The sequence below is a fragment of the Pseudoglutamicibacter albus genome (assembly GCF_031458175.1).
Taxonomy (GTDB): Bacteria; Actinomycetota; Actinomycetes; order Actinomycetales; family Micrococcaceae; genus Pseudoglutamicibacter; species Pseudoglutamicibacter albus.
Genome location: NZ_JAVDXX010000001.1, coordinates 1,594,031 through 1,619,914 on the forward strand (window position 1 = coordinate 1,594,031; position 25,884 = coordinate 1,619,914).

Below are 25,884 nucleotides of genomic sequence, written 5' to 3' on the forward strand. Positions count from 1 at the left end.
AAGCCGGCAGCACCGATCAGGCCGTAGAAGAAAATCTCATAACCCAAGTAATCGTTCATGCCTCTAGTCTAGCCCCGTTCCCCCACCAGGCCAGAAACCGCCCGCAACTATGACCGCTCTAATAGATCAAATACCGGGTCACAAGCGCAGTGGGCATACCCATCACGACCACGCCGCACGCCCCAGCGATAGCGAATGTCCACATCGGGATCTGACCCAACGCCTTAGGCCGGCTCAAGGTGATCAGCCAGACACCCAGCCCCACACCCACCACGGCGAGCGCAACCGAAACCCACAAAGCTGTCGAAACCGAGGCACCATCCAAGCGGATCTCCCTGACCCACACAAACCAGCCGGAACCCAACGCCACGACCAGTGAGGCGCCAATGCATTCGGCGAGCACCGCTACCTTCTCGCGAGATTCCTCAACAGAGAACAGTTGCAACACGAAACTCAGCAGCACACCGACTGCCGCGCCCATCGGCCACCACGCCAACCCGTGCTCCTCCGGAAGCAACAGCATCATTCCCAGCGAAGCCGCCATCGTCACGAACATCACGATCCGAACCGTGGAACCACCCACGGCATGCTGGCGGCGCGGCCACAAAACACACATCGCGAGCAATACCAACGCGGTCGTGAACAAACCCGCGCTCGATTCCATCTGAGTTGAACCTGACTCCGCCCCCAGGCTCAACAAAGCCGGGGCCGTAAGAACAACCCACACCAGCCCGGACAGAATCAGTAGCAACGGATAACGCACCCTTCCATCATGCCGCATCGAACCACGCCGCCCCAGTCAATCCACCACAAATGAGCTAAACCAGCACAAAACGGCGGGCACGAACCCGCTAGGGATGACTTCGCTGGGCATGAACAGGCATGTTCAACGCGCCGCAACTCGATTAGCGTAATGACTATGAGCACGCATGAATCCCACGCTGCACACGATCAGCACGCCTCAAACAACCAGCACGATGCACCCGGCCAGCAGGCTCCTGCCGCACAGGACGCTGACGCCGCCAACACCGATTCCACGATGTGGACGCTGTCCCGCTTTGATGGCCGTCCGTCTGATGCCGTGTTGGATGGCATCATCGCGGTCGCTCGCGCGGCTGAGGACGCCGATGGTCACGAACCGTTCAACGAACAGACCCGCATCGAGCTGCGCCGCGGCGAGGACGTGTGGGGTGTGATCGTCTCAACGGACCAGGCAGCATCGACCGATCAAGCAGCAGGCCCGGCGAATGCAGAGTCTCAGCCGTGTGAGAGCGTGGTGGCGGCCGCGATCGTGACCGGCGCGCCGAGCGAACCTGCGACCGTTGAGATGGCTGTGCATCCGAACAACCGCGGTTTCGGTATGGGCCAGGACCTCGCGGACATGCTCGCCTCCCAGATTGAGGGCCGCACCGTCAACGTGTGGGCTCACGGGGATCACGATGCGGCACGCACCCTGGCGGAGCGTGTCGGTTTGGAGCGTGTGCGTGAGTTGTGGAGCATGCGGCTATGCGACCCTGCGTCGCTGCCTGCCACCCCTGAGGTTGCTGGTGTGAGCATCCGGGCTTTCGACCCTAACAAGGATGCCGATGCCTGGCTTGACGTGAACGCGGCGGCGTTCGCGTCGCATCCGGAGCAGGGCAAGCTCACGCGTTCGGATTTGGATGAGCGGCTTGCTGAAGACTGGTTTGATCCGGCAGGTTTCCTGCTGGCCACCGACGACGAGTCCGGTGACCTGCTGGGTTTCCACTGGACCAAGGTGCACGCGGCTCACACGGATGAGCGCAGGACTGAACACCCTGCAGTCGGTGAGGTCTACGTGGTGGGTGTTTCACCGGATGCGCAGGGCCGCGGTCTGGGCAAGGCGCTCACCCTGGCGGGTTTGAACCATCTCAAAGACGAGGGACACCAGACGATCATGTTGTACGTGGACGCCGATAACGCCCCGGCGGTCGCACTGTATGACAGCCTCGGTTTTGAACGCTGGGACGTAGACGTGATGTATACGAAAGACGCCTAGAAACTACTTTCAGGTAACAGTTGGCTGACATCTGCCCCAAGATCTCACCTATATCGCCTTTCTGGAGAAAAACACCGCTAAACGAGCGGTATCCTGAAGGTGATTCCACCCGCTCTGCATGAGTCTGTATAGCTCGTGAAGAGCAGGGCCGATCACTGCACGACACCCATGCCATGCCCGGCGTCGAACAGGCCCGGCATCACAAGGAGGATCGCGTGGAGAATCACGCCGGAACCGTACCTGCGAGCAAACCGAAGCGTGTCAAGCCGACCGCTGACCGGATAGAGGCCCCAGAGGTCTCCGTCCACACTACTCCGGACGGTGATTTTGGCCTGGAGCGGTTCCTGGACCGGGAAATGTCGTGGCTGGATTTCAACCTGCGCGTGCTCGAACTGGCCGAAGACCCTGACCTGTTCCTGCTGGAGCGCACCAACTTCCTTTCGATCTTCGGTTCCAACCTTGATGAGTTCTTCATGGTGCGTGTTGCGGGCCTCAAACGGCGCATCGCAGCCGGCATGGCTGTCCCATCGATGACCGGGTTGAGTCCACAGGACCAGCTCGAGACCATCCTCGAGCGCGCTCAAGAGCTTCAGCAGCGGCACGCGCGCGTGTTCACTGAGCAGGTTCGGCCGGAACTGACTAAAGAGAAGATCACGATCATCCGGTGGGACGAACTCACCGATTCGGAACATCACCGTTTGCGGGACTGGTTCACCGAACAGGTTTTCCCTGTTCTGACTCCGTTGGCGGTGGACCCGGCCCACCCGTTCCCCTACATCTCCGGGTTGTCGCTCAACCTCGCTGTTTTGGTGCGGAACCCGCAGACGGGCAAGCACCTGTTTGCTCGCGTCAAAGTCCCGGATGTTCTACCCCGCTTGGTCCGTGTTGATCCGCCGTCTCATGACCCTTCGGCTGGGGTGCGTTTCGTCCCGCTCGAGGAGATCATCGCAACCCAGCTCGACATGCTTTTCCCCGGCATGGAGATCATGGAGCACTACACGTTCCGTGTGACCCGTAACGAGGACCTCGAGGTTGAAGAGGATGATGCGGAGAACATTCTGAAAGCACTCGAGAAGGAACTGTTGCGGCGCCGTTTTGGTCCGCCGGTTCGCCTCGAGATCGATGAAGAGATGTCCGATGAGGTCCGCACTTTGCTGGTGCGTGAGCTTGGTGTTGAGGACTCTGAAGTGTTCGCTCTGCCCACCCCGCTGGATCTGCGCGGGCTTGGCGCGCTATCCCAGGTTCAGCGCCCGGACCTTCGCTATCCGCGGGCTATCGGCCGCACGTCACGATTCCTGAACGAGGCCGAGACCGCGATGGAAGCGAACGTGGTTGAGGCCGTCAAGGAACGCGACATCCTGTTGCACCACCCGTACGATTCCTTCGCGACCTCGGTGCAGGCGTTCTTGTCCCAAGCGGCAGCAGACCCGAAGGTTGTTGCGATCAAGCAGACCCTCTATAGGACCTCTGGTGACTCCCCGATCGTGGATGCGCTGATCGATGCGGCGGAGGCCGGCAAGCAGGTTCTTGCGATGGTTGAGATCAAGGCGCGCTTTGATGAGCAGGCCAATATTTCCTGGGCCCGCAAACTTGAGCAGGCGGGCGTGCACGTGGTCTACGGGATCGTGGGTTTGAAGACTCACTCGAAACTTTCGCTCGTGGTGCGCCGTGAGGGTCATCAGTTGGTGCGTTACTGCCACATCGGTACCGGTAACTATCACCCGTCCACGGCCCGTTTCTATGAGGACCTTGGCTTGTTGACGTGTGATCCTAGCGTGGGTGAGGACGTCACGCGTTTGTTCAATCAGCTCTCCGGTTACGCGCCGCGTACCACCTTCGATCGCCTCTTGGTTGCTCCGCGTTCGCTGCGCTCTGGGTTGCTTGAGCGTATCGAGCAAGAGATCAGGAACAAGCAGGCGGGCAAGGACGCTCGTGTGACCATCAAGGTCAATTCGATGGTGGATGAGACGATCATCGACGCGCTCTACCGTGCCTCGCAGGCGGGTGTGCAGGTCGATGTGATTGTGCGTGGTATCTGTTCGTTGCGCGCCAATGTTCCGGGCTTGTCGGAGAACATCCGGGTTCGTTCGATTCTGGGCCGGTTCTTGGAGCACTCTCGCGTGTTTGCGTTCCATAACGATGGCGACCCGGTGGTTTATATCGGTTCGGCTGACATGATGCACCGCAACCTTGATCGCCGTGTTGAGGCACTGGTCCCGATCAAGAATGAGGACGATAAGCGCGGCTTGATCGAGTTGATGGACCTGTATTTGTCTGATGAGACGTCATCGTGGCATCAGCAGCAGGACGGCACCTGGAACCGTGTTCATAAGGATGCCGACGGCAACCGTCTGATGGATATTCAGGAATACTTGTTGAAGACCCGAGCTCGTCGAGGAACACCGAACGCATAATGTCAGCATCAATTTCTTTTCCTGTGCGCTCTACTGAACCGATCGGCGAAATCGCCGAGAGCAACCCCGATATCGTTGCCGCTGGTGTTGTGCCGTGGCGTATCGACCCCGATGATGGTTTGCAGGTCTTGTTGATTCACAGGCCTAAGCACAAGGATTGGTCGTTGCCGAAAGGCAAGGTCGATGATGGCGAGACGATCGCTGAGGCTGCGGTCCGTGAGGCTAAAGAGGAAGCCAACCTCAAGGTCACTTTGGGGATCCCGTTGCCGTGCACCCATTACTTTGTGGGCAAGAAATCGAAGGTTGTGTACTATTGGGCGGCTCACGTGGAGAAGCTGCGGCGGGTTAGCCCCGACGGCAAAGAGGTCGATATTGCCCGCTGGTATTCGCCGTCGAAGGCTTTGAAGAAGCTCACCAACGATGCGGACAAGGCCCCTATCAAGGCCGTGGTCGATGCGTATGAGCAGGGGCTTTTGAAGACGACGCCATTCCTTTTGGTGCGGCACGCGAAAGCGAAGCCGCGCAACAGCTGGACCCGCTCCGAGGGTGAGCGCACATTGGCTCGAACTGGTTTCACGCAGGCACGTGCCTTGGCTCGCATGCTGACGGTGTGGCAGCCGGAACGGTTGGTTTCAAGCCGTTGGACTCGATGTGTTCAGACGGTGCAGCCGTATGCGGCGGCTATGGATATGAGCATCAAGAAGCAGACCGCTTTGACCGAGCACGCCGCTGACCGTGACCCGGATAAGGCTCAACGGATCCTGTTGAAGCAGTTCAACAACCCGAAGTCTACGTTGGTGTGTTCGCATCGCCCCGTGATGCCAACCCTGTTGAAGGCTCTGAAAACGGTGACGCCTAAAGAACTGCGGGAGTTCTTGCCTCAAGAGAACCCGTACCTGGCTCCGGGGGAAGCGATCATCTTGCACCGGGCGTTGGATGCTAAACGCCGGTGGCGTGCCGTTGCGGTGGAGATCCACAAGCCGTTCGAAGACTGATTCGGCTCACGAGTGTCTGCTCGAGCGACTCGATCGCTTCAAGCGTGTGCTTGGTAGGCTCGGAGGTGAAGCACCCACAGCGTTCGTGGCGTGTTTTGCGCCGTGTTGAAAGGAACCTGCCATGCCGCAACCTCCACTGATTCAGCAGCACACGCTCCGTGTTGAGCAGGACGAGGTCCAGTCTCGTTTCAATCTGTACGATGGCGATGATTTCATCGGGTTCATTCAGTACGAACAAGACGGCGACGTGTTGAGTTTCATCCACACGATCATCAGGGAAGAGTTTTCCCGCCGCGGCTATGCACGCGCGCTCACCACGATCGTCCTGGAGCGCTTGTGGGCGTTGGGCCTCAAAGTCGATCCAGTGTGCACCTACACTGCCGACTACCTTGAGAAGCACCCGCAGTACGCCGTGTTGCGTGCCCGCTAAACCCAGCTTCCACAGCCAGGCATGGGGCGTATCGTTGTCCACAGCCTTCCGTGTTTTTGGTTACTCCCTGCGTAGAATCGAGTCTCATGACCGTCCCCACGCCATATGAAGACATGCTCAAGGACGTCCTGGAGAACGGGACCCCGAAATCTGACCGGACCGGTACCGGGACAATCTCTGTTTTTGGCCGTCAGATCCGTTACGACCTCAGCAACGGCACTCTCCCACTGATCACGACCAAGCGCGTGCACTTCAAGTCAGTCGCTTTGGAACTGTTGTGGTTCTTGCGTGGGGATTCGAACGTGCGCTGGCTGCAGGAACGGGGCGTGCGCATCTGGAATGAATGGGCTGATGAGAACGGCGAGCTCGGCCCTGTCTATGGCGTCCAGTGGCGTTCGTGGCCGACCCCCGATGGCGGCCACATCGACCAGATCTCCGAGGTCATGCAGCAGCTGCGCGATAACCCTGATTCGCGCCGCCACATCGTCTCTGCCTGGAACGTCGCTGAGATCAAGAACATGGCCCTGCCGCCGTGCCACGCGTTCTTCCAGTTCTATATCGCCAACGGCAAGCTCTCGTGCCAGCTGTATCAGCGTTCAGCTGACACGTTCCTAGGCGTGCCGTTCAACATCGCTTCCTATTCCCTCTTGGTGCACATGATGGCCCAGCAGCTGGGCTTGGAACCTGGCGAGTTCGTGTGGACGGGCGGGGACGTTCATATCTATGAGAACCACATCGAGCAAGTCAAAACCCAGCTTGAGCGGGAGCCCTACGAATACCCAACGCTGCGTTTCGCACGGAAGCCGGAGTCTATCTTCGACTACGAGCTTGAGGACTTCATCGTGGAGAACTACCAGCACCATCCAGGTATTGCCGCGCCGATCGCGGTCTGAACGGGCACACTACCGGACAGTTCCCAAACCTGACTGTTTCCAAGGACGTTGAACACACATTTCAATGCATCACCATTTCTCTGAAGACTTCCTCCCGCACGAATCGGCACGCCAAATCGGTATGATCTGGGCTCAGTCAGCTGAGCGTGTGATCGGTGTAGACGGCGATATTCCGTGGCGGTTGCCCGAAGACCTCGCGTTCTTCAAACACGTCACCGAGGGCCATCCCGTAATCATGGGACGCAAAACCTGGGAGTCCATCCCGGCCGCGTTCCGTCCGTTCTCTGACCGCACCAACATCGTGCTGACAACCCAGGCGGAAACCCGCAACCAGGTTTCCGCCGCCGGCGGGCACGCTGTGGATTCGATCGCTGAAGCGCTCGACATCGCCTATAACAGCGAAGGTAGCGAGCAGGTCTGGATTGTTGGTGGCGGGGCGATCTATGAAGCCCTAGAGCCGATGGCGAACCTCGCCGTGGTCACAACCGTTGACACCCAGGTTGAAGGCGACACGCTCGCTCCCGAGCTCGGTGTGGGGTGGGAACACGTGACCTCAAGCCCGGCAGGTGAGGGCTGGATCGAGAGCGAAAAACAACAGCTGCGCTACCGCGTGGATGTGTACCAACGAAAAGGCTGACATGAATACGACCCCGGAGAAAAACACGACCCCGGAAGGCCCAGCGGGTAGCGCGTCAGTGAACAACGACGCGGCGAGCGCAGAAGCTGACGCTAGCGAGGATCTGGTTCTGGGCACTCCACGCCCGGAGCTGCATTTCCTGCTGGGCTACATGTTGTTCCCGGTGCTCGCGCTCGCGAGCGCGGCGGCGGGTGTGTGGGCTGTGATCGTTGGCAACAAGATCGCGGGCGTGATCCTGTTAGTGGTTGTGGTCCAGGCGTTCGTGTGGGCTGCTGTGCGCAGCATCAGTATCCGGAAGAAACTCGTTGCCGAACGGATGGAAGCGGTCGAGGAGTTCTATACCGGTCAAGAAGCAATCGACCGTTGGCATGCGCGCGAAGCCGAACGCCTCGAAACCGAACGCGCACAAGCTGAAGAGAAACAAGCGGCTCAAGAACAGGCCGAGCAGAAACAGCGCGATTCCTAAGGGATCGGGCTTCTTACGTCCTGCGATTCCTAAGGTCCCGGGTTTGTTAGGGGCCGCGTTCCATAAGGATTCAGCACAGTGCTGTAGCGAAGATCTAGCTGTAGGAGGCTTCGAAGCATGACCAGGCATCCCGGGATCATCCCGCATCCTGCAACACTGGATCTGAAGCCGCTCGAGGTCCCGCCGTTGGACGGCACTCTCGATGCGTATGAACATGCGCTCCGCGCGGTGCTCGAAGGCGCTGAACTGGAACACGCTCACGAAATCGTCGAGAAATTCCGCACGGGCGCCGGCCCTAAGCTCGATGCCGCTCTGCGTGAGCGCGCCGAGGCCCTCGCCGCTGAAGGCACCAACTGGTTGCACGAGGAATGGTATTCCAGCTACCTCACCGTCCGTGAGCCGCTGCCTCTGAGCACCAATGTCTGCTTCCAGCTCGCTCGCCCCCGCGAGCACACATCTCTAGGCTTAGATGGAGCGGTTGAGTTCATTCAGCGCGCAGCTATGGTGCACCTGCAGGTGGCCTCTGGGAATCTGCCGGAGGATGTGGACGCCCGCGGCAACCGCATCACGTTGAATCAATGGTTCGTCTACGGTGGCTCAATACGCCTCCCGTTAGAGGGGGAAGATCAGGTCTTCCCATGCACGCTAGATGAGGCGAACCGGGAGATCGGCGTTTTCGTCAACGGTCGCCTCTTCGCCGTACCTATCACTGACAGTGCCGGCAAGCCGGCTTGCGCCGAAGCGCTGCGGGCCGCGTTGGAGAACATTCAAGCAGCGACAACGAAACCCCCAGAGCTCGATTTCAACGCCCCTTCCCTGCTGGGTTCCGGTGTTCTTGACGATCTGCTTCCAGACATGCTGGAGCACAGCGGCAACCATCTGGTGTATGACCGTCTAGCCGACATGCTCTTCACCGTTGAGCTATTGACCGACGGCGGCGCCACAGATACCCAGCGCATCCGTGAGGCAACCTTCACCCCGCGCGGGGCATGGGCGTATAAGCCGTTGAGCTATCAGGTGAGTCTTCCCGACGAGTGGGCCGCGGTGCATGTGGAGCACTCCTGCATCGACGGCGCCACGCTGGTCACCGCCATGAAACGCCTCCAGACCGTGCAGTTGCCGGCGGAAACCTCAGAAGAACTCACACGGCTCGATGCCGAGGAGCTTGTGTGGACGCTCGATGAGGCGACCACGGCGCAGCTCCGTGAGCGGGTTGCCGCCTACACGGAGCTGGCCTCGAAGTTCACGGTGCAGATCGTCACCGCGCCGCATCGACCACCTGCGCACATGCCGTTCAAGATCAGCCGTGACGCGGTAGCTCAGCTGACCATGCACATCGCGCAGCAGCTCACTTATGGTCGCATCCGCGCGGTCTATGAGGCCGTGGATATGCGTGAATACCGTGCTGGCCGCACCGAATGTCTGCGTTCCGCTACCGGCGAGGCCGTTGCTTTCGCTCGCAAACTCGTTGCGGGCACCGCGACTCATGAGGATCTACTCGCGGCCGTCAACGCACACCGCGGCTGGGTCAAGCGCTGCAAGTCCGGTAACGGTTTCGACCGCCACATCCAAATGATGGCGACGATCGATGCCAGCGATCCGTTCTTCACCGATGACGCCGTGCTGGCCGCGCGCCGGGACTTCCTCTCCACGACCTCGGTGGGTGGCCCCGAGCAGATTGTGCGTTACTGCTTTGTACCCACCCGGCCGGAGGGTTTCGGCATCTCCTACACTCCGTTGCCGGAAGCCACCGAGTTCTGTGTCTCGTGGAATGTGGATACCGCGGAGAAACCCGAGGAGTTCACCGCGAACCTCATCAAGGCATCTGAGATGCTGTGGGAGTTCCTGCAGCAGCGAGGCTCTGACCTGCCCTGGCGAGCCGAACGCCTGCCGGGATCATAATGCGAAAGATTCGGGCTTAGCGCCGGCGTTCTCGCGTAGCCTTGAAGCTATGACTTCTAAGGCTGTAGGTTTTGTCGGTTACCGCGGCATGGTGGGTTCGGTCCTCATGCAGCGTATGCAAGATGAAGGGGATTTCGCCGGTATTGACCCGGTGTTCTTCTCGACGTCCCAGGCGGGCGCGGCCGCCCCATCGTTCGCTGAGGGCGCGCCAGCGCTCAAGGACGCTCACGATATCGATGAGCTCGCCAAGTTGCCGATCATCGTCACCGCGCAAGGTGGCGACTACACGAGCGCCGTGCACGGCAAGCTGCGCGCTGCCGGCTGGGAGGGCATCTGGATCGATGCGGCGAGCACGTTGCGGATGGAAGACGACTCCATCATCGTGCTGGATCCGGTCAACCGGAACGTGATCGACCGCGGCCTTGAGACCGGCGTCAAGGATTTTGTGGGCGGTAACTGCACCGTATCCTGCATGCTCATGGGCCTAGGCGGCCTGTTCCGCAACGGCCTGGTCGAATGGGCGACCTCGATGACCTACCAAGCGGCCTCGGGTGGCGGCGCGCGCCACATGCGTGAGCTGCTGACCCAGTTCGGTGATATCAACGCATCCGTCAAGGAGCTGCTGGATGATCCGGCGTCTGCGATCACCCAGATCGACACCGAGGTTCTGCGTAAACAGCGTTCCGGTGCACTCGACGCAACCCAGTTCGGTGTCCCGTTGGCGGGCAACCTGATCCCGTGGATCGATTCCGACCTCGGCAACGGCCAGTCCCGCGAAGAGTGGAAAGCCGGCGTGGAGACCAACAAGGTTCTGGGCACCACGGCTGAGAACCACATCATGGTCGACGGCCTATGCGTGCGCATCGGCGCGATGCGGTCCCACTCGCAGGCGCTCACGATCAAGTTGCGTGAAGATGTGGGCCTCGACGAGGTCGCCCGCCTGATCGGCTCCGATAACGAGTGGGCCACTGTTGTTCCGAACGAGAAGGAAGCGACCATGCATCAGCTGACCCCGGTCGCGGCGTCCGGAACGCTGAACATCCCGGTGGGTCGCTTGCGTCAGTTGGAGATGGGCCCGCAGTACATTTCCGCGTTCACGGTCGGCGACCAGCTGCTGTGGGGCGCGGCAGAGCCGCTGCGCCGCATGCTCCAGATCGCGCTCGGCAACCTGTAGAGGGCGATCTATAGGCGGTCGTTGCTGTCCTTAAACGTGTGAGCGCTCAGCCGCGGTGGCTGAGCGCTCACACGTTTAACGCGCTATGCGGGCTTCGCCTCAGGCGTCGCGTTTTAGGTGTCGCGTTTCAGGCGTCGAGCGAGGTTCCGATGAGCAAGGGCTCATGGTGGAGTTCGATCCCCCATGCTTCCTTGACTCCGTCGCGTACCGCACGGGCGAGCGCCACGACGTCGGCGCACGAGGCACCACCCTGGTTGGTGACGGCGAGTGTGTGCTTGGAGGACAACGATGCGCGGCCGCCAGCGATCTCCTCGCCCGGCTGGCCTTTCATTCCGAAGCCCTTGTGGTAGCCCGCGTGGTCGATGAGCCACGCCGCAGACAGTTTGACGTAGCCGTCTTTGCCCGCCGGATAGCGCGGAGCATCCGCTGGCAACGCGGCAGTGAGCGATTCCTCGACAATCGGGTTCATGAAGAATGAACCGCACGAGTTCGTGTCTGGGTCCCCCGCCTCCAGGACCATGCCTTTAGAGCGGCGCAAACCCAGCACGGCGGTACGGACTTCAGCCAGCGAGACCCGGGTCCCGAGCCCGACGTTGAGGGCGCGAGCGAGCTGATCATAAGCGACAGGCAACGCTTTGCCTCGTTTGAGCCCGAACGTCACGGCCAACACAACCCAGCGAGGCGAACCGTTCTGGGTTGCGCGCTTCAGAACGGAGTTCCGGTAGGTCAAGTCCAGCTCGGAGGCCTGCAGGGTCACGAGCTTGCCTTCGTGCCGGTCCCACGCCTCGATCGAGAGCAGCGTGTTGGAGACGTCGGCACCGTATGCGCCCACGTTCTGAACCGGGGTCGCGCCTGCCGCACCAGGGATACCGGAAAGAGCTTCAAGCCCTCCGAGCTCGTGTTCAACGGTCCACGCGACGGCCTCGTCCCACGGATGCCCTGCTTCGATCGTCACCGGAACAATGCCATCCCCGGCGGCGGCTTGGGTGGCATCAGAAGTACCAGCCCCTTCACCACCGACAGCGGCGTCTTGACCCGGTTGATCTTCTTCGCCCACGGTGATGCCGCGGGTTGCGATCTGCAGGACGGTCCCCCGGTAGCCTTCGTCAGCGATCACCAGGTTGGAGCCGCCGCCAACAATCAGCAGCGGGGTTCCGGCGGCGTCGGCCTCTTGGACTCCTTCGAGGATCTCGTCACGCGTGCGGGCCACGATGAAGCGGTCGGCTGGCCCGCCCACGCCCATCGTTGTGATGTCACTGAGCGTCGTGATCTCGCTGAGATTCCGCTGGCCCTCTGGTTCTTGCTGGCCCTGCTGCTGTCCCTGTTGCACCTGCTTGCTCATGCGGCCTCGGAGCGTCCGGAGACATTCACGATCGCTTGCGCGCGGTTGAGTACTTTCTCGCCGTCCAGGGTCACTTCGAGGTCCACGCGGATGCGGTCTTCGTCCACGACCTTGCCGACCGTGGCAACCACATCGAGGGTTGCGCCGACGGCTTCAGCGGGGTTCGTGCCGGCCCCATCGGCTACTGGGACCATGCCGGTGAAGCGGGTCTGGTAGTCCTCGATTCTGCCGGGGCACCCTGCCCAGTCGGTTACAAGTTGGACGGCAGCGCCCATCGTGAGCATCCCGTGCGCGATCACCCCGGGTAGCCCTACTTCGGTTGCGAAGCGGTCGTTCCAGTGGATCGGGTTGAAGTCGCCTGATGCGCCAGCGTAGCGGACGAGGTCGGCGCGGGTCAGTTCGATCTGTGTGCGGCCGAGTTCTTGGCCCGTTTCGAAGGCAGTCATTCTTAGTCGTCCTCCCCGCGGATCATGAGGGTTGAGCGTACTGTGCACACGGTTTCGCCGTTGGCGTCTGTGAGCACGGTTGATGTGGTGACCATGCCGCCGGTTCCGACGGCGCGGGCGCGGTCCACGGTCACGGTGGCGGTGAGTTCGTCGCCGGCGACGAGCGGGCGGACGTGGGTGAAGCGTTCGTCTGCGTGGACGACGCGGGAGAAGTCGATGCCGGAGTTCGGGTCGGTGATGTAGGCGGCTTCGGCGCGCTGTGCGATCACGACCGCGAAGGTTGGCGGCGCTACGAGGTCGGCGTGGCCGGCGGCTTGCGCGGCTTTCACATCGTAGTGGTGTGGATGGGTTGCTTTGACTGCGCGTGCGAAGTCGCGGATTGCTTCTCGGCCGACCGAATATGGTGCGGCGGCAGGGTACGTGTGGCCCTGCAGGTCTGCATTCACGCCCATGTGGCTCACCTTCCGCGCCGCGGTCCGGCGCTGTTCATTTTCTGTTTGAGTGCTCGGCGGCCGTCTCGCATGCGTGATCCGAATCCGATGAGGTGGGCGATGATGCCGATCATGAGGAATGCGGATGCGGCGGTGAACAGACCGGTGTTGTCTTGGATGGCGCCCATGATGAGGAGCACGAGGCCGATGAGGACCGCGGCGATGGTCGCGATCAGCATGGCCTTCGTGAGTGTAGAGGCGGAGTCCCAGTTGAGCATAGTTACCAGTCTAGTGGCCGATGCGCGGCGCGGGGTGAGCTGAAGTGCGCGGCGGGGTCTGTATGAAGCAGGGCCTGCCGCTTGAAGTTAGCTAATCGAGATGCCGGTGGGCTTGGTGCCCTGCTCTGGTTGGCCGTGGGCGTCGACGTACCATTCCATTTCGAGTTCGAATTCGCGTTTGATGCGTCCGCTACGGCGGGTTACATCTTTGGCCTCGAGCTCGACCTTGAGGGTGTGCGGGAGCTGCAGGGCTTCTGCGGTCACGCCGTCGGAGACGGTGGCTTCGCCTGTGCGGATGCGCGCGGCGAGCCCTTCGAGGAGATCGGCGAGCTGTTCCCGGCTCATCGTTTCTTTCGCTTTGATGTTCAGAGGTTGCGTGCCTTCGCTCTGCGTCTCGTCGCGCCCTCCCCTATCAAGGTTCGACCCTTGGCCCGTAGCACGGTCAGTCATGGTTACCCCCTTTCCCTAAGGCTATAACAGAAAGACCCCCAGCCTGAGGCTGAGGGTCTTTGTTTGTAGCGGTGGCGGGACTCGATCCCGCGACCTCACGATTATGAGTCGTGCGCTCTAACCAGCTGAGCTACACCGCCACGAATGAGAAAATCCCGCCGGCCCCGACCCGAACCGGAGGGGGCCTTGCGGGATTCTCATTCAGAGCCCCCTATGGGAATCGATCCCATGACCTCAGTCTTACCAAGACTGCGCTCTACCACTGAGCTAAGGGGGCAACAGATGAAGACTCTACCAGGGTTTATTCTCAACGCCAAAACGCATCGAACTCTTCACCTGTAGCCGGACATTTACCGGCCGCGACGCTTCCACTTAGGCGCGCCTTTGTCTTTGGAATCCTTGAATTTACGGGCAGCAGAGTCCTTCTTCTTGTGCTTGAAACTGCCCTTGCGGTCGTCACGGTCCCAGGACTTTTTACCGCGGGAACCGGAAGCGTGACGATTCTCACGGCCACCATGCTTCCCTCCGTGGCCGCCCCGGTCTTCGCGGTGCTCATCGCGGTACCCGCCCCGACGCTCACCGGAGTTACGACGGTCCTCACGATACCCGCCCCGACGCTCAGCGTGTGGGCGGCCCCCACCGCGTGATGCGCGGGATGGTCCGCCGTGATCAAGCTGGATGTCGATGCGGCGCCCGGCCACCCGGGTGTCTGCCAGCAACTCCAGGGTTGAGTCCGGCATATCCGCTGGCAGGTCCACGAGTGTGAAGTTTTCACGAATGTCGATGTGGCCGATGTCGCTGGACACGAGCCCGCCTTCGTTGGCGAGCGCGCCAACGATAGCGCCAGGCATGGCGCGGTTGCGGCGGCCAACAGCGAGTTTATAGGTGACCTTGTCGCTGTCGTCCCGGCTTCCACGGCTGCCACGGCTACGGGACTCGGCGGCACCGCGCTCGCCGGCCACCGCATCGTGCTGTGCGCGTTCGCGTTTGGTGCGTTTCTTCTTCGCTGGCGGCGTGGTCGGAATTTCCTCGGTCAGCAGCGGCTGCCCGCCCTGAGCGAGAAAAGCGAACGCAGCAGCAACCTGCACGGCGTCGACGTCGTTCTCTGCAACGTAGTCGGTCACGAGTTCGCGGTACGGGGTGAGATCTTCTTGCTCGAGCGCAGGCGTGAGGCGCTCAGCGAGCCGGCCCAGCCGGGACGAGTTGACGGCATCGATCCCAGGGATCTGTGCTTCTTCGACAGTTCCGCCGGTTGCGCGTTCGATGTGCTTGAGCAGGTAGCGTTCCCGCGGGGTCATGAACAGGATCGCGTCCCCGGTACGCCCTGCGCGGCCTGTGCGGCCGATGCGGTGGACATAGGATTCGGTGTCGTGCGGGATGTCGTAGTTGAACACGTGAGAGATGCGTTCAACGTCGAGCCCGCGTGCGGCAACGTCGGTCGCAACGAGGATGTCGATCACGCCGTCGCGGAGCTGATCGACCGTCTTCTCGCGCTGGGCCTGCGGGACGTCGCCGTTGATCGCCGCGGCACGGAAGCCGCGCGCCTTGAGTTTGGTTGCGACGTCTTCGGTCGCCTGGCGGGTGCGCACGAAAGCGATCACGCCGTCGGTGTCTTCGGTTTCCAGCAGGCGCGTCATGACGTCGAGCTTGTACTGGTGCATGACCTGGATGTAGCGCTGACGGATGTTCGCGCCAGGGGTCGATGCGGTGTCCACTGCGATGTGCTCGGGGTCGCGGAGGTAGGTGTCGGCGATGCGGCGGATCTGCTTAGGCATGGTCGCGGAGAACAGCGCGACCTGCTTGTCTTCCGGCGTGGATTCGAGGATCGTGTCCACGGCTTCGGCGAAGCCCATGCGTAGCATTTCGTCGGCTTCGTCGAGGACCACGTAGAGGAGGTTGGAGAGGTCGAGTGATCCGCGTTCGATGTGGTCGATAACGCGGCCTGGGGCGCCCACCACAACCTGCGCGCCGCGGCGCAGCGCCTTGAGCTGTGGGCCGTACGGTGAGCCGCCGTAGACGGGCAGGATCGTGAGGTCGTCGAAGTAGCGTGCGTAGGAGGAGAACGCTTCCGCTACCTGGAGCGCGAGTTCGCGGGTTGGTGCGAGCACGAGGATCTGCGGGGTTTCGGCTGGCCCGTTGACGTCGTTGATTTCGGCGATCTTGGTGAGCGCGGGGATCGCGAACGCCGCGGTCTTACCGGTTCCGGTCTGTGCGAGTCCCACGACGTCGCGGCCTTCAAGCAGGGTCGGGATGGTCGCGGCTTGGATAGGTGAAGGGCGTTCGTAGCCGAGGTCTTCCACCGCTGCCAGAACGCGGGGTTCGATGTTCAGCTCAGCGAACGTCGGGCCCTCCGGCTTGGTTTCGGTGCTGGTGTTTTCGTGGGTTTCAGCCATGTCAGTTTGAGCCATCTCGGTGGCCTCCTGTTTCTGCGGGAGGCGTCAACCGTGCACTCGTGGGGTGCGCGGGACGCGGGCGTTACGCCCGTGACCGGCTCACTCCCTCCACGACACACAGTGCCGCGCATCGGGCGAGGCACACAAACCACATGCGAATAGACCCCGTTCGAAGGGGCATGCATTTAATGAGGGAAAGCCGGATATCGGCGGATAATCCAGTCTACCCCGCAGCCTGCCGCGGAGCCCATAAAGGAGGCGGGACTCACAAGAGTCCCGCCTCCGGCTGGTTTATTTATCCTCTGATGCTTCCTTAGATGTTGCCGGTTCCGTTGATGCGGGTGGCCGCTCTGAATCTGCGGGAGAACTCTGGTCCTCCCCGTCTTCTGACGGGTTGGTCGGGAACTGGTACTTGTCCTTATAGGCTGCGACGTTGATGCGTTCGATCTCGCGCCCATTCTCAGCGACCTTCACAACGAATGAGCTTCCCATTCGTAGGTCGGGGAGGTTTTCGAATGTCAGTTTGCTGAGGTCACGGTCCGCGTATTTTTCGCGGTATTTCGCCATGACCGGCTGGATGTTCTCAGTGGTCGCGACCTCTTCGCCGACTGAGCACGCTTTCTTCGCGTCGTCAGCCACTGCAGCTGAAATGAATTCCTCAACGGCTTCCTCAGGCGAAGCTGCACCTTTACCGCAACCGTTTCCAAACGCATCACACCCGGTCAGCCCTGCCCCAACAGCAAGGAGCACACCAGTACTCGCGAGTAGTTTCCTTGCGTTCGCTGAATAAGCCATTAAAGAACCTCCACTGCCCGTTTCAACAGCTATAGCGAGAACAGTAATGCGCCCGCCTACCACCCACAAGCGGTTTTAGATAACAATTCGGCCGCACTCACCGGGCAAGCGTTCACCGGGCAGCGTTCCCGGGCAGCGCGCACCGGATACTTTCACCGGCGGCGCGCACCGGGTGCTGGCTTATAGCCGCGCGAAGGCCTGTTCGAGGTCTGCGATGAGGTCTTCAGCGTCCTCGATACCGACCGATAGCCGCAGCAGATCGTCCGGCACTTCTAGTTCGGTTCCCTTGACGGAAGCGTGGGTCATCTCAGCCGGATAGTTCATGAGGGATTCGATCCCGCCCAGCGATTCCGCGAGCCTGAACAGTTCCGTGCTCTCCGCGACAGCCCGTGCCGCATCCGCACCGCCTGCCAGCCGGAAGGAAACCATGCCGCCAAAACGCTTCATCTGGCGTGCCGCAACATGATGCCCCGGATGATCCGCAAGTCCCGGATACAGAACCTTCGTGACTTCCTTACGGCCCCGCAACCATTTCACTACCGCTTCAGCGTTATCGCAGTGACGTTCCATCCTCACCGCGAGTGTCTTCGCGCCACGCGTGGTCATGTACGCATCGAACGGTGAAGACTGGTTGCCCGCAGCGAACTGGATGAACCGGACCTTATCCGCCAGCTCCTCCGAGTTCGTGACGACTGCGCCGCCCACCACATCGGAATGCCCGCCAAGGTACTTAGTGGTCGAGTGAACCACCAAGTCCGCCCCGAGTGCGAGCGGGGACTGCAGGTACGGGGAAGCGAACGTGTTATCCACCACAACGATCGCACCAGCCTCATGCCCAGCAGCTGTCAACGCCTCGATGTCCGCGATCTTCATGAGCGGGTTCGATGGCGTCTCAATCCACACCATCGCAGTCGCATCCTCACGGATCGCCTGCACAGCGGCTGCCGTGTCCGTCATGTCCACGGGGGTGTGGCGGATGCCGTTAGGGCCGTGGATCTTATCGATCAAACGATGCGTGCCGCCATAAACATCGTTACCCATCACGATGCGGTCCCGCGGCGAAAGCAAGCTCCGGATGATCGCGTCCTCAGCACCCAAGCCCGAGGCGAAAGAAATACCGTAAGCGCCACCTTCCAGGGCGGCGATCTGCTCCTGCCAGTTATCGCGGGTCGGGTTAGTGCCGCGCGAATAGTCGTAGCCCAAACGCAGGTTACCCACCGAGTGAGGATGGTACGTCGTGGACATGTGCAGCGGCGGGATCACCGCGCCCGTGATCGGATCAAACTCTTGGCCTGCGTGCACGGCGCGGGTCGAGAAACCCAAACCCTGCATGTCCTTGGCCCGCTGCTCAGAAACACCCTGCTCAGCGGCACCCTTCTCAGCGGTGCCCTGCTCCGTGGCGTTGTGCTCAGTGTGCTTGTGGTCGGTGGTCTTGTGTTCGTTGTTGTGGTCTTTTTTGTTCTCGCTCATTCCACGCTCCATGCAATCTCAAAGTTTCAATTCAGGTTAGGACGTCGATGGCCTCGCCATCGCGTAAGAGCACCACGCCAGAGTTGACGCGTAACAGCTCGTGCAAACATTCGGCTGGTTGACACCACCCGATCGTGGGCATGTGTTGCCCCACCGCGTGCGCGGCATCAATCGAGGTTTCCGGGGATGAGCCCGCATCCAGCGCGGAGAGCACCGATTCGCGCGTGACCGACCCCACCAATTCCCCTACGCGGGCCGGCCAATGCCCTCCCCTAACAACAGGCAAAACGTTCACACCCGCGGCATCCAGCGCTTCCTTCGCTTCAGCGAGCGTAACGCCTTCGTCTACGCCGCGCACCCCTGGCAGCTGTTGTTGCGCACCAACAGTGGATGCCTCATCAGGCACCTGGATGCTGTAGCCGTTGGCGAGCATCCAGGCGTCATTGAAGAACTTACCCATGTAGCCGCGGCCGGAATCCGGAAGCACCACAACCACGACCGCGTCCTCGGGAAGATCACGGGCCGCATTCAGCGCGGTGACCACGGCGAGCCCGGAGGACCCACCCACCAGGAGGCCTTCTTCCTTAGCCAAGCGGCGCGCCATCGCAAACGCTTCGGCATCGCTCACGGCTTCGACCGCATCGGGTATCTCGGGATCATAGTTGCCCGGCCACATGTCATCGCCCACACCTTCGACCGCGTACGGGCGGCCCGTACCGCCGGAATACACCGAGCCATCCGGGTCAGCCACGATCACCTGGACCGCGCCATCGGACACTTCTTTGAGATATCGGCCTGTACCCGTGACTGTGCCGCCGGTACCCGCACCCATGACCACGTGGGTGACGCGGCCTTCGGTATCAGCCCAGATTTCGGGGCCGGTGGTTTCGTAATGTGACTCCGGGGCGGCCGGATTAGAGAACTGGTCCGGCTTATAAGCGCCGTCGATCTCGCGTTCCAGACGGTCCGAAACCCCGTAGTAGGACTCCGGTGAATCAGGTGCCACACCGTTCGGGGTAACCACAACCTCTGCCCCGTAGGCCTTCAAGACGGAGCGTTTCTCTTCCGCGACCTTCTCCGGGGTCACGAATACCGTCCGGTACCCTTTCAGCTGCCCCACCATCGCAAGCCCCACGCCAGTGTTGCCGGAGGTCGGTTCAACGATCGTTCCGCCGGCAGTGAGTTTCCCGGCTTCCTCGGCTTGTTCGATCATTTTCAACGCAATACGGTCTTTGATCGAACCGCCCGGATTCAAGAACTCGAGCTTGGCGAGCACGGTCGCTTTAAGGCCGTCCGTGACCGAGTTGAGTTTGACCAGCGGGGTGCCACCAATGAGGTCCAATACGGAATTCGCGTAACGCATAAGTCCACGGTACCGGCGCCTCACGCTTGCCGCGAAACTGTCAGGGGTGCATGCCACAGTATCTATATGAGCGTTCCTGTATCCGGTGAGGGTATGACCCCCGATGCTGAGGCCAGCTGGGTTCCGCCTGTCCCGTTGGAGTGGCGTGCCGTGGTGTCCGCTTTTCAGCATGGGCGGCGTGACCCATCGTTGCGGATCACTGCGCACGATGCGTGGCGGGCTGTGCGTTATCCGTCCGGGATCGCTGAGGTCAGGATTGTGCCGGAAGGTGTGAGTGCGTCCGCGGTTGCTGGCGGGGCGGTGCGGGCGCGGTCGGCGCAAGAGAACCGGGGTGCCGCCCGTGGCGCGGGTGGGCCGTTGGCACGTCAGGTCAGGTTTCAGGCGTGGGGCCCTGGTGCAGCGGAAGCCCTACAGGATGCTCCCGACTGGCTGGGGCGCAGTGATGACTGGAGCGAGTTTGATTCTTTGACTGACCTTCCCGCGTTGGTTCAGCGGATGCGTTCCGAACGTCCGGGCCTGTTGTTGGGGTCTTCTGGCGCGTTACCTGAGCATCTCGCGGCGGCGATCTTGGCGCAAAAGGTCACGGCGCACGAGGCGTTCGGGGCGTGGTTACGACTTGTGACTCGTTTTGGGGACCCCTCCCCCGGGCCGATGGGCCGAACCGGTGAACTTTTCGTTCCTCCCACCGGGGCTGAGTGGACACGGATCTCGTCGTGGGAGTGGCATCAAGCGCGCGTGGATAGTAAACGACGCAATACTCTGGTGCGCGCTCTTGAACGTGAGTCGGCACTGCGGCGGCTACAAGCCACTGTCCCGGCGGGTGGGCCGAACAGTGGTCTACTGCGGATCGAGTCTGCGTTACGCAGCATCCCGGGGGTTGGTGTGTGGACGGCCGCGGAGGTTCTGCAACGCAGCCACGGTTCAGGCGATCACGTGTCTTTCGGGGACTACCATGTGGCACACAACGTGGGGTGGGCGTTGACCGGCCGCCGAGCCACCGACCGGGAGATGGAGCAACTTCTGGCCCCGTGGACTGGGCACCGGCAACGGGTTGTGCGGCTGCTAGCGGAAGGCGGCGCAACCAAACAACGCATGGGACCCCGGCTCCACGCGAACGATCACCGCTGGCACTAGACCCGACCGACGCTGGTGGCGGGCGGCTCTGGTGGCGGGCAGCGCTAGCTTTTCAACCGGTAGCCGGCCGGTTGTGCGCCCTCACCCGTAATGGTGCCCTTGGTCCCATTGACAGTGATCATCTGTCCATTCTTCAGTGCGCTGGTCGCTCCGCTCGCGCCCATCACGGCGGGAATGCCGTATTCACGAGCAACGATGGCAGCGTGGGAGAGGCGACCTCCAGTATCGGCTATGACAGCGGCCGCCAGGCCGAACAATGGCGTCCAGGATGGATCCGTGTAGTGGCACACCAGGATGTCTCCCGGCTGGAGTTGGTTGAAGTCTTCAGGCCCTGTGATGACCCGTACAGGGCCCGTGGCCAGTCCGGGACTTCCTGCTGTCCCGGCAAGCTTCGACGCTTTGGTTTGATCGGTGTGGGTCCACCACGCTGCGGCGGCATGTGGCCGTGCGGCTTCGCGTTGGCTGGCGATCAGTCGCGTCTGATGAGCGGGCGCGTCCCTGACCAGTGTGTCCTGGATTTCGGTCAACGTAAGGTACTTCAACTGCTCGACAGTTTCGAGGGCTTCACGCCGGTGCAGTCGGTTTGCGATCTCATCGGTCACACGACGCGCGATCACGTACGCCTCCTCAATGAGGTATACCGATGCTTCACGAGCGACGTGACCGTTCCGCCAGGCCTTCAGGGTACGGGCGAACCCGCGGCGGGCAAGGGCCGGTAACCGGCCCTTGATTTCCTCGACGAGTTCTTGATGGGAAGGTTTATCAGCAAGGCCACGCGGCGAACGGCGCACAGCCTCCAGCGTTGCATCAAGGCTAGCGGGGTCTTCTCTCCAAGACCTATGAGAAAAGGGCAGGTACAGCTGTGCAGTTCGGGCGCCATACTCGTCGAGGAAACGCCGCCGCATGTCGCGATAGGTAGAGGAATTTGGCTCGAGGCTTGCGAGCTTATGGAGTTCCTTGTCGATCACCACCGTAGTGTAGTCGAGGTCCCCGAGTAGGTCGTATGCATCGAGGTCTCGTCTCCTGGCCAGAGCCAAGTAGTAGCCGAGTTTGAGCGCTGTGAGTTGTGCAGGCCCGACGTAGTCGAGAAATCTCACCCGCGCTATGTCACTGACCAGACCCAAAATCTTCTCGAGGAGTGCCAGGAGTTCTTGGTCTGCAACCGGGGCGAGTTCCGAGGGCAGAGAGCTATCTAGTTTCCTGCGGTAATCAGCTTCCACGGCGGGCCAGTCAGCCGGGTCTGGGGATCGGTATCCAAGGAGGCGGACCAGCCGCCAACCCACACGGATGTCGGGGTAGGCAGCTGTGATAGTTCCATCGGGTTTCATTTCAAGGAGCTGCTCGATGGGGGTCGCAGTGATACCGATGTTCGCCATCCCGGCCTGCAGTTGCCGATGCATAGGAAGGATCGCGCAAAGGTCGAGGGGGTACGGCCCCGGGTAGTGTTCGACGAGGTCAGTGTGGAATACACGGGATGCCCTACCGATCCGTCGGCCAGAGACGGTTTGTTGTGGAACCTGTTGTGTAGCCGTCTCGGTGCTCGCAGTAGTGGTGATAGGTCGAGCTTGAAGTAGCCACAAAGTGGTGTCTGTGTAAGCCCATTCGAGGTCCATGCCTGCACCGTAAAGCTCTTGCACGGTTTCCCCGAGCCGGGCGAGCTCAAGCACTTGGTCATCAGTGAGACAGAGGCGGTGCCGGTCATCTTGGGGAACGTCAGCGATGCGGGCGGAAGAACCATGGCGGTCGATGCGGGTCTGTTTTGCCCCGAGTCGCCGCTCCAGAACACTGCTGCTCGTTGCACGGTATTCGTCTGGGGTCACTGCTCCTGAGACCACGCTCTCCCCTAGTCCCCAGGAGGCGTTGATGAGTGTTTCTTCTCCGCCGCTGACTGGGTCGCAGGTGAATAAGACTCCTGCAGTGTCGGCGTCGACGAGCTTCTGAACAACCACAGCTAGAGCAACGTCATGATGCTCAATACCGTGACGGCGTCGATAGTCAACGGCTCGAGCGGTCCAGAGCGATCCCCAACATTTACGGACCGCATCCAATACGTCGTCTGTGCCGAAAATCCCAAGAAAGGTGTCCTGCTGACCAGCGAAAGATGCTTCGGGGAGGTCCTCTGCGGTTGCCGAAGATCGCACAGCCACCGCTACGTTCTCACCCCACGTGCTCAACTGGTTGCCGATTTCCCGAGCGATGGCGTCTGGCACGTTTTGACCTTCTACTGCTGCCCGGACGGCGCCTGGTCCTTGTGAGAGAAGCGCATCTATATTTAGGTCGGCGGTTGCTTCGCGGTATGTGTCTGCAGACAGAACGAAACCTTCCGGGACGGGCAGTCCCGCTCGTTCCAACACACCGAGGTTCACTGCTTTACCACCGCCAGTGGCCAGGGTCGCTTCAGTGAACGGGATAATCATGAGGCTTCCCTTGCTGAAGAAGTATCCACCATTGCAACGAGTGCGAGTTCCAGCTGTTGTGTGAGTCGCTCCGGTAGCGCCGGTCCGTCTTGCTGCCACGTCCACTGCGCCACGGGCGCGAAGTACGCCGATGCAAGCATTATCACCGCGGCCTCCCTGTCCACGGGACGAAACTCGCCTGAGGCGAGACCTTCGCTGACGATCGATCGCAGCAAAGCCATCAAGGGTTCACATGAGGAGGACACATCTGCTTGATTCAAGGATGAGATCCGAGCTATGCACATTTGCCCCGCGGGTGCCTCATTCTCTACGTACCACTCACCGGCGGCGCTAAACACTCGTTGCAAACGAACCGCGGCACCGGCGCCTGGAGTGTCAGCATCTGTCATGGCCGCCATCACTTGTTCACCCAAGAATGACAAGACATCCTGCTTGGTTGCGAAGTAGGTAAAGAACGTGCCTTTACCTATGTCTGCGGCTTCTGAAATCTGGGAAACCGAGGTTTGCTCGAATCCTTGCTTCAGAAACAGCTGCATTGCAGCTTCGACGATCCGTTTCCGGGTCGCCTCTTTACGACGGGCGACACGATCACTCGAACTCATGAAGATAGAGTAACAAGAAACTTGACCGCGGTCATTCATGTGGGAATTAGCCTGTTTTATGAGGTGCCGCTGCGTGTGTTGGGGTTAGCGTGTTTAGCGGGGTTTGAAGATGGTCCAGGCGGCGGTGATAGTGAGCGGGGCCTGCTGAGCCTGCACGTCGTTTTTACAGGGTTTGCTTTGGCCCGGCAGGATAGCTGTGCGGTTGAGAGTCTTAGCCGTTGTCTTTTCGTTCCAAGACCAGCATGCCGTCGTGGGTTGAATTAGAGTCCACTGTCTGAATGGCTTTCGAACTCCCCGGACCGAAGTAGGAGCGTTTGTCTTCGTAGGCAGAGAACGTGACGAAGAAGTTTCCGGCGTCAAGCTCCTCATTCGGGGCGTGGATGTTTTCGTAGCGTATGCCCAACGAAAGCAATCTGCCCTGCCTTGCTTCCCTCTTTCGCTACCTCAGGCAAGGGTCCGGGGCCGGCACATTCCGAGCAGGTCGTTTCGGGGTCGCGGGCATATACGGCCGTTTTGGTGAGGGGCTGGCCGAAGGTTTGGGTTTCGCAGATTCTTTGCCGCTACCGGAAGTGTTTTCGTCTTTCGCTTCCTTATCGCTCGAGCTCGCTGACGGTACCGCTTCGGCGGGCTTCGCATCGTCATTTGCTCCACAACTCGCCAGACCGGAGGCAAGAGCCAGAGTCATTGCTGTGGCGATGGAGCTTCGTTTCAGGTTTGTCATGATGGCGCACCTTAGACATGTGTTTATGTTTAGAACCTAAAGTAGCCAAGCGCACTCAAAAGCACCATAGAAGAACAAAACCTTACCTGCCTACCGCGTCACACGAACGTACGAGATGCTCTCATGTGGCTTCTCAACACCAGGTTGAAGCACGCCCTCCGCGACGCGTCGCCACAGTCGTATCAACGCCTTTTGGGCATAAAAATGTCGGGACATCGAGTGAACGATGTCCCGTCACATTACAAAAGTGGCAGATGAGGGATTCGAACCCCCGAAGGCAGTGCCAGCTGATTTACAGTCAGCCCCCGTTGGCCGCTTGGGTAATCTGCCATATTCATTTATTTCGCTTGCCCGCCCGTTCATGGGCTGTTCAAGCGAACGATTCATAACCATACCAAACCATCCCAGCCCCCACCAATTCGGGGCCAACCCCAACCAGCAGCCGCCACCGGCCGGCCGTGGTGGAACCCGCGGCAGCACCGGCCCCAGCTAGGCTTGAAAGCAAACACCTACTCAATAACACAGCCCAGCTTCAGCTGGCATAACCATCCAGCCCAGCTTCAGCTGGCTCAATCAACTCACCCGAGGAGGCCACGATGGCTAAAGACTCAACGTTCGATGTTGTCAGCAAGGTCGATAAGCAGGAAGTCAGCAACGCACTCAACCAGGCGCAGAAAGAAATCGCGCAGCGCTACGACTTCCGCGACGTCGGCGCCGAAATCGATTTCGCTGGCGAGGGCAAGCTCCTCATCAAGGCCAACGCTGAAGAACGCGCCAAGGCAGTTCTGGATGTTTTCCAATCCAAACTCGTCAAACGCGGCATCTCGCTGAAGTCGCTCGAGGTTGGCGACCCCTACGCGTCCGGCAAGGAGGTCCGCATCGACGCGAGCATCAAGGAAGGCATCGATCAAGCGACCGCCAAGAAGATCTCCAAACTCATCCGCGACGAAGCCCCTAAATCCGTCAAAGCCACCATCCAGGGCGACGAACTCCGTGTCTCCTCGAAGTCCCGCGACGACCTGCAGGCCACCATCGCGCTGTTGAAGAACTTCGAAGACGCAGACCTCCAATTCGTCAACATGCGCTAAACATGGATTAAACGAAACCGGGGTGA

The 25,884-nt window shown here is 60.8% G+C and carries 24 protein-coding genes and 3 tRNA genes; 11 read left to right on the forward strand and 16 right to left on the reverse strand.

The genetic code is table 11. The annotated features are described in order from the left end of the window. Nucleotides 1-118: 118 nt before the first annotated feature. The gene (locus tag J2S67_RS06990; protein ID WP_070506349.1) at nt 119-763 is read right to left on the reverse strand and encodes a hypothetical protein; all 645 of its coding nucleotides are present in this window, start codon (nt 761-763) and stop codon (nt 119-121) included. A 276-nt stretch (nt 764-1,039) separates the two neighbouring features. Between J2S67_RS06990 and mshD the strand changes: the two genes are divergently transcribed. The 9 genes from mshD (at nt 1,040) to asd (ending at nt 10,928) form a co-directional block, all read left to right on the forward strand. Beyond that, nucleotides 1,040-2,017: a mycothiol synthase gene (gene mshD / locus J2S67_RS06995; RefSeq protein WP_407682073.1), complete on the forward strand. Its 978-nt coding sequence runs from the start codon at nt 1,040-1,042 to the stop codon at nt 2,015-2,017. Nucleotides 2,018-2,190: 173 nt separating this feature from the next. Next, a complete protein-coding gene (locus J2S67_RS07000; RefSeq protein ID WP_070506354.1) occupies nt 2,191-4,431 on the forward strand; it encodes an RNA degradosome polyphosphate kinase in 2,241 nt (746 codons plus the stop codon). Between the two features lie 23 nt (nt 4,432-4,454). Beyond that, nucleotides 4,455-5,426, forward strand: coding sequence for an NUDIX hydrolase (locus tag J2S67_RS07005; RefSeq protein WP_256173696.1), 972 nt, complete (start codon nt 4,455-4,457; stop codon nt 5,424-5,426). Nucleotides 5,427-5,547: 121 nt separating this feature from the next. Continuing rightward, nucleotides 5,548-5,856: a GNAT family N-acetyltransferase gene (locus tag J2S67_RS07010; RefSeq protein ID WP_035757991.1), complete on the forward strand. Its 309-nt coding sequence runs from the start codon at nt 5,548-5,550 to the stop codon at nt 5,854-5,856. Nucleotides 5,857-5,942: 86 nt separating this feature from the next. Further along, nucleotides 5,943-6,749 (forward strand): thymidylate synthase, encoded by an 807-nt coding sequence (locus tag J2S67_RS07015; RefSeq protein WP_070490205.1) that lies wholly within the window; start codon nt 5,943-5,945, stop codon nt 6,747-6,749. A gap of 64 nt (nt 6,750-6,813) precedes the next feature. Continuing rightward, complete coding sequence (locus J2S67_RS07020; RefSeq protein WP_310247549.1) at nt 6,814-7,386, forward strand: dihydrofolate reductase; 573 nt, start codon at nt 6,814-6,816, stop codon at nt 7,384-7,386. 1 nt (nt 7,387) lies between these two features. Then, nucleotides 7,388-7,852 (forward strand): NF038396 family protein, encoded by a 465-nt coding sequence (locus J2S67_RS07025; RefSeq protein ID WP_070490209.1) that lies wholly within the window; start codon nt 7,388-7,390, stop codon nt 7,850-7,852. A 117-nt stretch (nt 7,853-7,969) separates the two neighbouring features. Continuing rightward, entirely contained in the window at nt 7,970-9,754 is a 1,785-nt protein-coding gene (locus J2S67_RS07030) for a choline/carnitine O-acyltransferase (protein WP_070506359.1), read from the forward strand. Between the two features lie 49 nt (nt 9,755-9,803). Continuing rightward, entirely contained in the window at nt 9,804-10,928 is a 1,125-nt protein-coding gene (gene asd / locus J2S67_RS07035; protein ID WP_310247554.1) for an aspartate-semialdehyde dehydrogenase, read from the forward strand. Between the two features lie 127 nt (nt 10,929-11,055). Here the strand turns inward: asd and J2S67_RS07040 are convergent, their stop codons facing one another. The 11 genes from J2S67_RS07040 to J2S67_RS07090 all read right to left on the reverse strand — a co-directional run bounded on the left by J2S67_RS07040 (nt 11,056) and on the right by J2S67_RS07090 (nt 19,896). Beyond that, the gene (locus J2S67_RS07040) at nt 11,056-12,270 is read right to left on the reverse strand and encodes a UDP-N-acetylmuramate dehydrogenase (RefSeq protein ID WP_310247556.1); all 1,215 of its coding nucleotides are present in this window, start codon (nt 12,268-12,270) and stop codon (nt 11,056-11,058) included. Continuing rightward, nucleotides 12,267-12,716, reverse strand: coding sequence for a MaoC family dehydratase (locus tag J2S67_RS07045; protein WP_310247560.1), 450 nt, complete (start codon nt 12,714-12,716; stop codon nt 12,267-12,269). Before J2S67_RS07045 ends, J2S67_RS07040 begins: the two co-directional genes overlap by 4 nt. 2 nt (nt 12,717-12,718) lie before the next feature. Then, nucleotides 12,719-13,168, reverse strand: coding sequence for an FAS1-like dehydratase domain-containing protein (locus tag J2S67_RS07050; protein WP_310247564.1), 450 nt, complete (start codon nt 13,166-13,168; stop codon nt 12,719-12,721). Nucleotides 13,169-13,173: 5 nt separating this feature from the next. Next, the gene (locus J2S67_RS07055) at nt 13,174-13,425 is read right to left on the reverse strand and encodes a hypothetical protein (RefSeq protein WP_310247567.1); all 252 of its coding nucleotides are present in this window, start codon (nt 13,423-13,425) and stop codon (nt 13,174-13,176) included. Nucleotides 13,426-13,512: 87 nt separating this feature from the next. After that, nucleotides 13,513-13,875, reverse strand: a complete 363-nt coding sequence (locus J2S67_RS07060) for an amphi-Trp domain-containing protein (protein ID WP_310247570.1) — start codon at nt 13,873-13,875, stop codon at nt 13,513-13,515. A 66-nt stretch (nt 13,876-13,941) separates the two neighbouring features. Further along, nucleotides 13,942-14,015: transfer RNA gene (locus J2S67_RS07065), tRNA-Met, on the reverse strand. Between the two features lie 65 nt (nt 14,016-14,080). Next, nucleotides 14,081-14,152 (reverse strand) — tRNA-Thr (locus J2S67_RS07070). A 73-nt stretch (nt 14,153-14,225) separates the two neighbouring features. Next, on the reverse strand, nt 14,226-16,283 hold the full coding sequence (locus J2S67_RS07075) for a DEAD/DEAH box helicase (protein ID WP_377649026.1): 2,058 nt from the start codon (nt 16,281-16,283) through the stop codon (nt 14,226-14,228). 276 nt (nt 16,284-16,559) lie between these two features. Beyond that, the gene (locus tag J2S67_RS07080) at nt 16,560-17,063 is read right to left on the reverse strand and encodes a hypothetical protein (RefSeq protein WP_141739775.1); all 504 of its coding nucleotides are present in this window, start codon (nt 17,061-17,063) and stop codon (nt 16,560-16,562) included. A 180-nt stretch (nt 17,064-17,243) separates the two neighbouring features. Continuing rightward, a complete protein-coding gene (locus tag J2S67_RS07085) occupies nt 17,244-18,533 on the reverse strand; it encodes a cystathionine gamma-synthase (RefSeq protein ID WP_310247573.1) in 1,290 nt (429 codons plus the stop codon). Between the two features lie 31 nt (nt 18,534-18,564). Then, nucleotides 18,565-19,896 (reverse strand): cystathionine beta-synthase, encoded by a 1,332-nt coding sequence (locus J2S67_RS07090; RefSeq protein ID WP_070506595.1) that lies wholly within the window; start codon nt 19,894-19,896, stop codon nt 18,565-18,567. Nucleotides 19,897-19,962: 66 nt separating this feature from the next. Here J2S67_RS07090 and J2S67_RS07095 point away from each other — a divergent pair, with 66 nt between their 5' ends. Next, the gene (locus J2S67_RS07095; protein WP_310247575.1) at nt 19,963-21,030 is read left to right on the forward strand and encodes a DNA-3-methyladenine glycosylase family protein; all 1,068 of its coding nucleotides are present in this window, start codon (nt 19,963-19,965) and stop codon (nt 21,028-21,030) included. Nucleotides 21,031-21,074: 44 nt separating this feature from the next. Here the strand turns inward: J2S67_RS07095 and J2S67_RS07100 are convergent, their stop codons facing one another. From J2S67_RS07100 to J2S67_RS07115, 4 genes are all read right to left on the reverse strand, one after another. Further along, complete coding sequence (locus J2S67_RS07100) at nt 21,075-23,447, reverse strand: PEP/pyruvate-binding domain-containing protein (RefSeq protein ID WP_310247579.1); 2,373 nt, start codon at nt 23,445-23,447, stop codon at nt 21,075-21,077. Next, nucleotides 23,444-24,049, reverse strand: a complete 606-nt coding sequence (locus J2S67_RS07105) for a TetR/AcrR family transcriptional regulator (RefSeq protein WP_310247582.1) — start codon at nt 24,047-24,049, stop codon at nt 23,444-23,446. The genes J2S67_RS07100 and J2S67_RS07105 overlap by 4 nt, the downstream gene beginning before the upstream one ends. A 211-nt stretch (nt 24,050-24,260) precedes the next feature. Further along, nucleotides 24,261-24,452 carry a hypothetical protein gene (locus tag J2S67_RS07110; protein ID WP_310247584.1) on the reverse strand — a complete coding sequence of 64 codons (192 nt, stop codon included), beginning with the start codon at nt 24,450-24,452 and terminating at the stop codon, nt 24,261-24,263. 566 nt (nt 24,453-25,018) lie between these two features. After that, nucleotides 25,019-25,100 (reverse strand) — tRNA-Tyr (locus tag J2S67_RS07115). Between the two features lie 266 nt (nt 25,101-25,366). Between J2S67_RS07115 and J2S67_RS07120 the strand changes: the two genes are divergently transcribed. Further along, nucleotides 25,367-25,858 carry a YajQ family cyclic di-GMP-binding protein gene (locus J2S67_RS07120; RefSeq protein WP_070506601.1) on the forward strand — a complete coding sequence of 164 codons (492 nt, stop codon included), beginning with the start codon at nt 25,367-25,369 and terminating at the stop codon, nt 25,856-25,858. Nucleotides 25,859-25,884: the final 26 nt, after the last annotated feature.